At 69.0% G+C, this 10,682-nt stretch carries 9 protein-coding genes and 1 pseudogene; 8 read left to right on the plus strand and 2 right to left on the minus strand.

Features of this window, described 5'->3' with window-relative positions; genetic code table 11:
* The 7 genes and pseudogenes from DK459_RS17455 to DK459_RS17485 form a co-directional block, all read left to right on the plus strand.
* A pseudogene (locus DK459_RS17455) lies at nucleotides 1-165 on the plus strand (branched-chain amino acid ABC transporter permease); the annotation flags it as partial.
* Nucleotides 166-167: 2 nt separating this feature from the next.
* Nucleotides 168-1,205 carry a branched-chain amino acid ABC transporter permease gene (locus DK459_RS17460; protein WP_110134943.1) on the plus strand — a complete coding sequence of 346 codons (1,038 nt, stop codon included), beginning with the start codon at nucleotides 168-170 and terminating at the stop codon, nucleotides 1,203-1,205.
* 41 nt (nucleotides 1,206-1,246) lie between these two features.
* The gene (locus DK459_RS17465; RefSeq protein ID WP_006386155.1) at nucleotides 1,247-2,428 is read left to right on the plus strand and encodes an ABC transporter substrate-binding protein; all 1,182 of its coding nucleotides are present in this window, start codon (nucleotides 1,247-1,249) and stop codon (nucleotides 2,426-2,428) included.
* Nucleotides 2,429-2,468: 40 nt separating this feature from the next.
* Nucleotides 2,469-3,263: an ABC transporter ATP-binding protein gene (locus tag DK459_RS17470; RefSeq protein WP_026384304.1), complete on the plus strand. Its 795-nt coding sequence runs from the start codon at nucleotides 2,469-2,471 to the stop codon at nucleotides 3,261-3,263.
* Nucleotides 3,260-5,113, plus strand: a complete 1,854-nt coding sequence (locus DK459_RS17475) for a long-chain fatty acid--CoA ligase (RefSeq protein ID WP_053500028.1) — start codon at nucleotides 3,260-3,262, stop codon at nucleotides 5,111-5,113. The genes DK459_RS17470 and DK459_RS17475 overlap by 4 nt, the downstream gene beginning before the upstream one ends.
* Nucleotides 5,110-6,264, plus strand: coding sequence for a thiolase family protein (locus DK459_RS17480; RefSeq protein ID WP_047991160.1), 1,155 nt, complete (start codon nucleotides 5,110-5,112; stop codon nucleotides 6,262-6,264). The genes DK459_RS17475 and DK459_RS17480 overlap by 4 nt, the downstream gene beginning before the upstream one ends.
* Nucleotides 6,261-6,914 carry a TetR/AcrR family transcriptional regulator gene (locus DK459_RS17485; protein ID WP_006386150.1) on the plus strand — a complete coding sequence of 218 codons (654 nt, stop codon included), beginning with the start codon at nucleotides 6,261-6,263 and terminating at the stop codon, nucleotides 6,912-6,914. Before DK459_RS17480 ends, DK459_RS17485 begins: the two co-directional genes overlap by 4 nt.
* A 19-nt stretch (nucleotides 6,915-6,933) precedes the next feature.
* On the opposite strand, the gene DK459_RS17490 is transcribed toward DK459_RS17485, so the two are convergent.
* Nucleotides 6,934-7,761 carry a YggS family pyridoxal phosphate-dependent enzyme gene (locus DK459_RS17490; RefSeq protein ID WP_179840284.1) on the minus strand — a complete coding sequence of 276 codons (828 nt, stop codon included), beginning with the start codon at nucleotides 7,759-7,761 and terminating at the stop codon, nucleotides 6,934-6,936.
* Nucleotides 7,758-9,011, minus strand: a complete 1,254-nt coding sequence (locus DK459_RS17495; RefSeq protein ID WP_020928313.1) for a benzoate/H(+) symporter BenE family transporter — start codon at nucleotides 9,009-9,011, stop codon at nucleotides 7,758-7,760. Before DK459_RS17495 ends, DK459_RS17490 begins: the two co-directional genes overlap by 4 nt.
* 175 nt (nucleotides 9,012-9,186) lie before the next feature.
* On the opposite strand from DK459_RS17495, the gene DK459_RS17500 reads away from it, so the two are divergent.
* Nucleotides 9,187-10,682, plus strand: a 1,496-nt coding sequence (locus DK459_RS17500) for a PLP-dependent aminotransferase family protein (protein ID WP_110134991.1), incomplete at its 3' end; no start/stop codon positions are given.

The raw sequence follows: 10,682 nt of genomic DNA on the forward strand, positions 1-10,682 counted from the left end.
GCGGGGGCCCTGGTGGGAGGCATTTTCATCGGGTTGCTGGAGGCCTGGGCCGGTGCCTACCTGGGCGGCGAATACAAACTGCTGGCGACCTTCGTGGTGCTGGTGGCGGTGCTGATGATGCGGCCCTATGGGCTGTTCGGCACGCGCGAAATCGAGAGGCTGTAGCCATGCGCATCGCGACCGCGAAAGAGACCTACCGGGCCGACGAGGCGCTGTTCGATACGGCAACCCAGCGGCTGTGGCTGGCGCTGCTGGCGGCGTCGCTGGCGCTGTTCCCGTTCGTGGCCGACGCCTACTGGCTGTACCTGGCGTGCCTGGTGGCGATCAACGTGGCCAGCGCCGCGGGGCTGAACATCCTGACGGGATACACCGGGCTGGTGAGCCTGGGGCAGGCGGCGTTCATGGGGCTGGGCGCCTATACGGTGGCGGTGATGGAACTGCGGCTGGGCACGCCGGTGCTGCTGAATCTGCTGGGGGCCGGCGTGGTGGCGATGCTGGGCGGGCTGCTGGTGGGCATCCCTTCACTGCGGGTCAAGGGGCTGTACCTGGTGATCTCGACCATCGCGGCTTCGTTCATCGCGCACTTCGTGTTCGCGAATTGGGCCTTCACTGGTGGCACGGGCGGGTTGCAGGTGCCGCCGGCGCGGCTGCTGGGGATCGATCTGGACACGTCGTTCAAGATCTATTGGCTGATCGTGCCGTTGACGGCGCTGATGGTGCTGGGCGCGGCCAACCTGTTCCGCACGCGCATCGGTCGCGCCTTCATCGCGATCCGCGACCGCGACATTTCCGCCGAGGTGCTGGGCATCCACCTGCTGCGCTACAAGCTGCTGTCGTTCGGGCTGTCGTCGTTCTACGCGGGCGTGGCGGGCGGGTTGTGGGCGTATTTCTTCCGCGTGGTCACGCCGGAGAGTTTCCCGCTGATCATGTCGATCTTCTTCCTGGCCGCGATCATCGTGGGCGGCATGGGGTCGATCCTGGGTTCCATCCTGGGCGCCGTGTTCATGACCATGGTGCCCGAACTGCTCAAGCTGGTGGTGGGCTGGCTGCCGGTGGGGGGCGATGCCCTGCGGCTGATATCGCCGGTGCGCACGATTGTGTTCGGCCTGCTGATCGTGGGCTTTCTGATCTTCGAGCCGCACGGGCTCGCGGAAATCTGGCGCCGCGTGCGCCGCTACTTCCATCTGTGGCCATTCCGCACCTAGACGGCGGCCGCGTATTCCCAAGAGAACCAGGAGACGAAACCATGAAGCGCATCCGGATAGGCAGCGGTTTATCGAAGTTGCTGGCCCCCTTGGGCGTGGCATTGGCGTTGGCCGCGGCGCCGGCGGCCCAGGCCGAGGAGGACCTGGTGCTGGGCGGCTCGATCCCGCTGAGCGGCGTGTTCGCGTTCGCCGGGCAGGGCATCCATGCCGGCATCACCGACTACGTCAAGATCGTCAATGACCAGGGCGGCGTCAAGGGCCGCAAGCTGCGCTACGTGCCGGAGGACACCGCCTACAAGGTGGACGCGTCGGTGGCGGCCTTCAAGAAGATCACCAGCCAGAACAAGGTCAATTTCTACTACGGTGATTCGACCGGGTTTTCCAAGACCATCAATGCCGAGCTGAACCGTTCGGGCAACATCCTCATGACGGGCGCGTCGTTCGCCACCGAACTGAACGACCCGGCCAAGTATCCGGCGCAGTTCATGCTGGGGCCGGACTACACGGAGATGTTCGGCATCCTGTTGCGCTACATCGCCAAGGAAAAGCCGGGCGCCAAGGTGGCGTTCGTGTATTCGGATACCGAGTTCGGCCGCGACCCGATCGCCAGTTCGCGCGCGGTGGCGCAGAAGCTGGGGCTGACGGTGGCCACCGAGATCATGACGCCGCCGGGCAGCGTCGACGTGTCGACCGAGGTCATCAAGCTGCGCCGCGCCGATCCGGACTTCACCATTTTCCACGGCTACGTGCTGGCGCCGATTCCCGAGTTCGTCGGGCAGGGCAAGCGCATGGGGTTGAAGACGCGCTACATGGGCACGTTCTGGACCATGGACAACTCCACCGTGATGCAGATGGGCGAGGACGCCGAGGGCTTCATGGGCGTGATGCCGTACCGCTATTACTACGACGAGACGGCGGACGCGCCGATGCTCAAGAAGATCCGCGAGATGCGGCCGCAATACCAGAGCACCGGCTACATGCAGGGCTTCCTTGCGGCGATGCTGTTCACCGAGGTGGCCAAGCGCACGCTGGAGGCGGGCAAGGAGCTGACCAGCGCCAACATGAAGGCGGCGCTGGAGGGCATCAAGGACTTCGACACCGGCGGGCTGATCGGCGTGCCGATCAGCATCAAGGGCAATTCGATTCCGGTGGGCCGTATCTATCGCGCCGATACCAAGCAGAAGCAGATGGTGCCGGCTTCCGACTGGATCGTGCTGCAGTGAGGCGCCCGTGAACCCCGGACACGCTGCGTTGCCGCCGACGGTGCTGGACATCAACAACATCGAGGTGGTCTACAACAAGGCGGTGCAGGTGCTGCGCGGCCTGTCGCTGTCGGTGCCGGCCGGCGCCATCGTGGCGCTGCTGGGCAGCAACGGCGCCGGCAAGTCGACGACGTTGAAGGCGGTGTCGCGCCTGCTCGACCTGGAGGATGGCGAGCTGGCGCGCGGGCGCATCCTGTTCGACGGCGGCGACACCGCGGGGGCGCGGCCGCAGAACCTGGTGCGCGCCGGGCTGGCGCATGTGATGGAAGGACGGCGCGTGTTCGAGGACCTGTCGGTCGAGGAGAACCTGGTGGCCGCGACCTACGCGCTCAGCGGCAGGTCCGGCGCCAAGGCCGATTTCGACCTGGTGTACGGATATTTTCCGCGGCTGTACGAACGCCGCCGCGGCCTGGCGGGCTATCTTTCCGGCGGCGAGCAGCAGATGCTGGCGATCGGGCGGGCGCTGATCGCGCAGCCCAAGCTGATGCTGCTGGACGAGCCGTCGCTGGGGCTGTCGCCGATGCTGGTGGAAACCATTTTTTCCATCATCGCGCGCATCAACCGCGAGCAGGGCGTGTCGATGCTGCTGGTCGAGCAGAACGCCTCGGTGGCGCTGGCGGTGGCGCATTATGGCTACATCATGGAGACCGGCAAGGTGGTGATCGACGGCACGGCCGAAAAGCTGGCGGCCGACCCCGACGTGCGCGAGTTCTACCTGGGCGTGGGCGGATCGGGCGAGGCGCGCGGCTTTCGCGACATCAAGCACTACAAGCGCCGCAAGCGCTGGCTGTCATGAACGGGCCGCTCGAATCCGCCCGCGCGCCTGGGGCCTGGCCGGCGCTGACGCTGCCGCAGATGCTGCGCGAGCAGGCGCGCCGGCAGCCGGACGCCGTCGCGGTGCGGCAGAAGGATTTCGGCATCTGGCGGCCGGTGTCTTGGGCGGAGTACTGGCGCCGCGCCTGCCGTGTCGGGCTGGGCTTGCGGGCGGCCGGCCTGTCGCGCGGCGGGCGCGTGGCCATCGTTGCCGAGAACCGGCTGGAATGGCTGTTGACGCAGCTGGGCGCGGGCGCCGTCGGGGGCGTGGCGGTAGGGGTATACGCCACCAGCCCGGCCGAGGAAATGGGCTATGTGCTGGAGCATGCCGACGTCGAACTGGTGGTGTGCGAGGACCAGGAGCAGACCGACAAGGTGCTGCAGGTGGCGCACCGGCTGCCGCTGCTGCGGCGCATCGTGGTGATGGAGACCAAGGGCCTGCGTTCCTACGCGCCGGCCGAACGCGCCCGCATCGTCGCCTTCGCCGAGCTGGAGGCCGACGGCCAGCGGCAGGAGGCGGAAGGGTTGCAGGCGTTGAACGAGGTGCTGGACACGCAGGGGCTGGACGACCTGGGCCTGATGATCTACACCTCGGGTTCGACCGGCAAGCCCAAGGGCGCGATGCTCAGCTACCGCAACATGCGCGGCGTGGCGCCCGGCATTGCCGAGCGGCTGGGCATGGACGCGCGCAGCGTGCATCTGTCGTACCTGCCGCTGTGCCACGTGGCCGAGCAGATGCTGTCGACCTTCGTGCCGATCTACCTGGGGGCGCAGGTCAATTTCGGCGAGTCGATCCGCACGGTGCAGGAGGATTTGCGCGAAGTGGCGCCGACCGTGTTCCTGGGCGTGCCGCGCATCTGGGAAAAGCTGCACGCGTCCATCTCGATCAAGATGCAGGAAACGGGGCGATTGCAGCAATGGCTGTACCGGCGCGCGTTGGCCGCGTGCGCGCCGTTCGCGCACAAGTCGGCGCGCCAGCGCGGCATGCGCGAGCGGATGACCTATGCGCTGTGGTACTGGCTGGTGTTGCGCGCCTTGCAGAATTTCATCGGCCTGCGGCGGGTACGGGTGGCGATGACCGGGGCGGCGCCGATCGCGCCCGAGGTGGTGCGCTACTTCCGCAATCTCGGCGTGCCGCTGGTGGAGGTATACGGCCTGACCGAGTCGACCGGCATGATCTTCGGCCAGCATCCGGACCGCGTGCAGGCGGGCACGGTGGGCGAGCCTATCCTGGGCGTGGATTGGCGCCTGGGCGAGCAGGGCGAATTGCAGGTGCGCGGCGAGATGGTGTTCGCCGGCTATTACAAGAACGAAACCGCCACCGCCCAGACCGTGCGCGACGGCTGGCTGCATACCGGCGACGTGGCCGAGGTTCGCGAGGGCCAGTTGCGCATCGTGGACCGCTTGAAGGACATCATGATCACCGCCGGCGGCAAGAACCTGACGCCGTCGGAGATCGAGAACGCGGTCAAGAGCAGCCCCTATGTGAAGGAATGCGTGATCGTGGCGGACGGCCGGCGCTATGTGGCGGCGCTGATCCAGCTGGAGTTCGAGACCGTGGGCAAGTGGGCCGAATCGCGCCGCATCGCCTTCACCCATTTCCGCTCGTTGGCCGAGTGCGCCGAGGTGCGCGAATTGGTGGCCGGCGAGGTGGCGCGCGCCAACGCGGGCCTGGCGCCGGTGGCGCAGATCAAGCGCTTCCATCTGCTGACCAAAGAGCTGGACCATGACGATGGCGAGGTGACCGCGACCATGAAGGTGCGCCGCGCCAGCATTTACCGCAGCTACGCGGACGAGATAGAACGGCTCTACGCCGAGGAGGCGCCAGCATGAACGAAGCGGTGATCGTGGAGGCGGTGCGCACGCCGTTCGGGCGGCGCGGCGGCTGGTGGGCCGACAAGCGGCCCGATGACCTGCTGGCCGAGGTGATCCAGGGCCTGCTGGCGCGCGCCGGTCTGCCGGGCGGCCAGGTGGACGATGTGATCGCCGGTTGCGTCAGCCAGGCGGGCGAGCAGGGCGCCAACATCGGCCGGCTGTCGGCCCTGCTGGCCGGCCTGCCGGAGACAGTGCCGGGCGTGGCCCTGAACCGCATGTGCGGTTCGAGCCAGCAGGCGGTGCATGCGGCGGCCCAGGCCATTGCCGCCGGCGATATGCGCTACGTGGTCGCCGGCGGCGTCGAGAGCATGAGCCGCGTGCCGATGTTCCTGGACGTGACCTTGGGCCAGCGCGAGTTCCGCGGCTTCGAGTCGCTCAATCCCGGACTGTTGCAGCGCTATCCGCTGATCCACCAGATCGAGAGCGCCGAACGCATCGCCGAGCAGTGGCAGCTGGGGCGGGCGGAACTGGATGCCTGGTCGATGCAGAGCCATGCGCGCGCCTGGGCGGCGGCCAGCGCCGGCCGCCACAGCGAATTGCTGCCGGGCCCGGCCGGGACGCCGGCGCGCGACGAGGGCATCCGCGAGCATGCCGACCCCGCCAAGATGGCCGCGCTAGCGCCTGCCCTGCGCCCGCCGGGGCAGGGCAACGTGACGGCGGCGCAGTCGAGCCAACTGGCCGATGGCGCGGCGGCGGTGTTGCTGGCCGACCGCCAGGCCGCGCTGGCGGACGGGCTGCGGCCGCAGGCGCGCTTTCGCGCGCGGGTGGCGATCGGCTCGGATCCGGTGTTGCAGCTGACCGGCGTGATCGCCGCCACCGAGCGCGCCCTGGAGCGGGCCGGCCTGCGCCTGCGGGACATCGACTGGATCGAGATCAACGAGGCCTTTGCCAGCGTGGTGCTGGCCTGGTTGAAGACGCTGGATGCGGATCCGGCCAAGGTCAACCCATGGGGCGGCGCCATTGCCCACGGCCATCCGCTGGGCGCCACGGGCGCGGCGCTGATGGCCAAGATGCTGGCGGGCCTGCGCGCCACCGGCGGCCAGTTCGGCCTGCAGGTCATGTGCATCGGGCACGGCATGGCGACGGCGACCATCGTCGAACGGCTATGAACCGATCCGGCAAGGCCGCGGCGCAGGCGGCCCCGCAGGGCCACGAGGACGGCGCGGAATCGCTGCGCCGCGCCGAAGTGATCCTGACGGCGGCCCGGCTGTTCCGCAAGCACGGCTACGAACGCACCACCGTGCGCGAACTGGCGCGCGCCGTGGGCCTGCAATCGGGCAGCCTGTTCCATCATTTCCGCAGCAAGGAGGAAATCCTGGTGGCGGTGATGAACAACGGCATCCAGGAGGTGCTGGACGAAGGTCGCCAGGCGCTGGATCGTTACCGGACGCCGGCCGACCGGCTGGCGGCGCTGTTCCGCGTGCACATGTGGAGCATGCTGCATGGCGCCGGCGGCGATGCGATGAACGCGCTGGTCTACGAATGGCGCAGCCTGTCCGCGTCGAGCCAGGCCAGCGTCAAGGCGCTGAGCGACCGCTACGAGGCCATGTGGCAGGACGCGGTGGCGGCGGCGGTGGCCGCCGGCGTGCTGCGGGGCGATGCGCGCGTGATCAAGCGCTGCGTGCTGGGGGCGATGAACCTGACGGTGCAGTGGTACAAGCCGGAAGGCCGGTTGCGGCCGGCGGCGTTCATCGATGAGATGTTGCGGGCCAGCCTGCCGGCGCTGCCGGAGGGAGCGGGGCGCTGGCCGGTGGCCTAGGGCCGTCCCGTTGCGCAGGCTACGCCGCGCCCGGCCAGTAGTGGCTGTCCGGCAGCGCGCGGGCGCCGAAGATGGCCTGGCCGACGCGCACGACGGTGGCGCCTTCCTCGATGGCGATCTCGAAGTCGCCAGACATGCCCATCGACAGTTCATCCAGGCTGATGCCCGCCGGGGCATCCTGGCGCAGGCGATCGCGCAGGCCGCGCAGCAGCACGAAGCACTGGCGCACCCGCTCGGCCTCGCTGGAGAACAATGCCAGCGTCATGAAGCCGCGCACCCGCAATGAGGAAAACGCCGGCAGCGCCTGGATGAAGGCGGCGACATCGTCGGGCGCCAGGCCGTATTTGCTGGGCTCGCCGGAGGTGTTGACCTGCACGTAGACATCCAGCGCGCGGCCTTCGGCCTGCAGGCGGCGATCCAGCGCTTCGGCCAGGCGCAGGCTGTCCAGCGCCTGGAATTCGCTGGCGAACTGCGCCATCAGCTTGGCCTTGTTGGTCTGCAGGTGGCCGATCACCGACCAGCGCAGGTCGGGCAGGTCCGCGGTGTTCTGCCATTTGCGGTGGGCTTCCTGGATCTTGTTTTCGCCCAGCAGGCGGCAGCCCGCGGCATGGGCCAGCCGGATGCGCGATTCGTCCATGGTCTTGCTGACCGGCAGCAGCCGCACGCCGGCCGGGTCGCGGCCGACGCGCCGGCAGGCGGCGTCCATGCGCGCGTGGATGACGGCCAGGTTGTGGCGGAAGTCCTCGACGTTCAGCGCCTGCGGATAGCGGCCGTGCTGGTCGTGGCGGGTCTGCGTGTCGGCGCCGCCAGGCGCGGCCTGGGCGGGATCGGTCGGGAGCGTCATCATTTCACCATTTCCTTGCCGGTGGCTTGGGGGCGCGGCAGATCAGTGTAGCGGGGCGGGCGCAGGCGTCGCGGCAGGCGGCCATTGAGCGCGGCATGGGCGAGCAGGCCGATCACCAGGCCCCAGAAGGCGCCGCCGATGCCGAACAGCTTGATGTTGGCCGCGGCCGCCAGGAAGGTGATCAGCGAGGCCTCGCGTGTTTTTGGATCGGCCAGGGCGCCGGCCAGGCTGCCGCCGATGGTGCCCAGCAGCGCCAGGCCCGCCAGGGTGGTGATGAAGGTGGCGGGCAGGGCCATGAACAGGGCGGCCAGCGTCACGCCGAACACGCCGACCAGGATGTAGAACAGGCCCGCGGCGATGCCGGCGATCCAGCGCTTGGACGGATCGTCATGGGCTTCGCGGCCGGTGCAGATGGCGGCGGTGATCGCGGCCACGTTGAAGGCATGCGAGCCGAACGGCGCCATCAGCAGCGAGCCCAGGCCGGTGAGGGTGACGATGGGGTTGGCGCTGGTCTTGAAGCCGTCGTTGCGCAGCACCAGCATGCCCGGCATGTACTGCCCGGTCAGCGTGATCAGGAACAGCGGCAGCGCCACGCTCAGCAGGCCATTGAGCGAGAATGCGGGCGCGGTGAAGACCGGCGTGGCGAATTCCAGCCGCAGACCCGACAGGTCGACCCGGTCCTGCAACAACAGCAGGGCCAGCCCCGACACCAGGATGCCGACCACGGCGTAGCGCGCGGTATAGCGCTTGAGGGCGACGTAGGCCAGGATCAGCCAGCCCGTCAGCAACGGGTCCAGCGACATGCCGCCGAACGCGCCGATTCCGAACGGCAGCAGGATGCCGGCCAACAGGCCGGCGGCCACGCCGGGCGGGATCAGGCGGATGGCCTTGTCGAAGCAGCCGGACAGCCCGAGCGCGACGAACGCGGCGGCGGAGATCAGGTAGGCGCCGACGGCTTCGGCGTAGGGCGTGGTGGCGAGCGCCGTGACCAGGAAGGCCGCGGCGGGCGTGGACCACGCGGTGATGATGGGTTCGCGCGCGGCCCAGCTCAGCAGGATGCCGGTGACGCCGACGCCGATGGACACCGACCAGACCCAGGAGGCGGTCAGCGCTGGACTGAGGCCGGCGACCTTGGCGGCCTGGAACACCAGGATGAAGGTGCCGCCATAGTTGACGATGACCGAGATCAGGCCGGCGACGACGGGATGGAGGAGATCGCGCGCGAGCAGGGGGGAAGCGCTGGGGGAAGACATGGGCGAGACAGGTTGGAAGGGTTGAGTGGCAAGCCACTTTGTAACGCCGTATTGGACTGTCTGGACCGTACACTTTGACTGGTCTGGCCAGACCACTTTATCGCTTCCGGCGCGCTCGCCGCCGACTAGAATGGTCGGTCGTCATTGACGCTTTCATCGCCCTTGGGCAGACCGCATGAGCAAGACTTTCACGCTTGAGACACTGAAGATCCGCATGGGCGACGCGGACCTGGCGCCGCTCGACCTGCACCAGCGGATCCAGCGCGCGCTGCGCGCGCTGGTGCTGGACGGCGACCTGGACCCCGGCGTGAAGCTGCCCGCCACCCGCGCGCTGGCGCAGTCGCTCGGGGTGGCGCGCGACACGGTCGAAAACGCCTACGTGCAGTTGCAGCGCGATGGGTTCATCGCGCGGCGCAAGGGCTCGGGCAGCTATGTATCGGAAACCATCGGCACCGAACTGCGCGGTTCGGCGCGGCGTCGCGCGCTATCGCGGGAGCGCCGGCCGGCGTCGGCGCAATCGATCGCGCCGGCGGCCGGCCTGAGCCGGCGTGGCCGGGCGATCTTCGACAGCGGCGGCGTGGCCGACCAGCAATCGGTCCAGGCCTTCGCCACGGGGCTGCCCGAGACCCGCAGCTTTCCGCTCGCGGTCTGGGAGCGCTTGCAGCGGCAGGTACTGCGGGACCACCGCGGCCACGTGTTGCTGCATGGCGACCCGCAAGGCGCCGAGCCCCTGCGCCGCGCGATCGCCACCTACCTGAACCTGGAACGCGGCGCCAAGGTGCGCGCCGAGCAGATCGTGGTGCTGAGCAGCACGCGCCAGGCCCTGTTCCTGTGCGCGCAGTTGCTGGTGGATGCCGGCAAGCCGATCCTGCTGGAGAATCCCGGCTATTTCGGCGCGCGCAAGGCCTTCGAGTTCGCCGAGGCCCGCGTGGTGCCGGTCGACGTCGATGCGCAGGGCATCCGCACCGACCTGCTGCGCGCCGACCGCAGCGGCGCCGCGTGCGTCTACGTGACGCCTTCGCACCAGTATCCGACCGGCGCCACGCTATCGCTGGAGCGCCGGCTCGAACTGACACGCTGGGCGGCCGAGGGCGGCAGATGGATCATTGAGGACGACTACGACAGCGAATTCCACTACGACGGCCTGCCCACCGCCTGCGTGCAGGGGCTGGACAAGCACGGCCGCACGATCTACCTGGGCACGTTCAGCAAGACCCTGTACCCCGGCCTGCGGATGGGCTACATGGCCTTGCCGGAAGAGCTGGTGTCGGCTTTCACCCGCGCGCGCAGCATTGTCGATGGCCATACGCCGCAGATCCTGCAGCTGACGCTGGCGCGTTTCATGGCCGACGGCCACTACAACGCCCACGTGCGCGCCATGCGCAAGCTGTATGCGGCGCGGCGCGAAGCCATGCTGGAAGCGGTCGGCCGGCACCTGGCGGGCGTGGCGCGGGCGTTGCGGCCGGAGGGGGGATTGCAGGTGCCGTGCCTGCTGGAACCGGGCTGGTCCGAAGCGGACACGATCCGCCGGGCGGCGGCGGCCGGCCTGGCGCTGCCGGGACTGGGGCGCCTGTATGCCGGCACGCCCGCGTTGCAGGGCTGGCTGCTGGGCTATGCCTCGCTCAGCGCGCACGAGATCGATCTTGCCATGCGGCGCCTGGCGGCGGCCCT

Source organism: Achromobacter sp. RW408, from assembly GCF_003184165.1.
In the GTDB taxonomy this organism is placed as follows: Bacteria; Pseudomonadota; Gammaproteobacteria; order Burkholderiales; family Burkholderiaceae_B; genus Achromobacter; species Achromobacter xylosoxidans.

Coding starts and splice junctions, on each gene's coding strand:
- DK459_RS17465 (WP_006386155.1), top strand. CDS start 1,247: ATGAAGCGCATCCGGATAGGCAGCGGTTTATCGAAGTTGCTGGCCCCC.
- DK459_RS17480 (WP_047991160.1), top strand. CDS start 5,110: ATGAACGAAGCGGTGATCGTGGAGGCGGTGCGCACGCCGTTCGGGCGG.
- DK459_RS17475 (WP_053500028.1), top strand. CDS start 3,260: ATGAACGGGCCGCTCGAATCCGCCCGCGCGCCTGGGGCCTGGCCGGCG.
- DK459_RS17495 (WP_020928313.1), bottom strand. CDS start 9,011: ATGTCTTCCCCCAGCGCTTCCCCCCTGCTCGCGCGCGATCTCCTCCAT.
- DK459_RS17490 (WP_179840284.1), bottom strand. CDS start 7,761: ATGATGACGCTCCCGACCGATCCCGCCCAGGCCGCGCCTGGCGGCGCC.
- DK459_RS17460 (WP_110134943.1), top strand. CDS start 168: ATGCGCATCGCGACCGCGAAAGAGACCTACCGGGCCGACGAGGCGCTG.
- DK459_RS17485 (WP_006386150.1), top strand. CDS start 6,261: ATGAACCGATCCGGCAAGGCCGCGGCGCAGGCGGCCCCGCAGGGCCAC.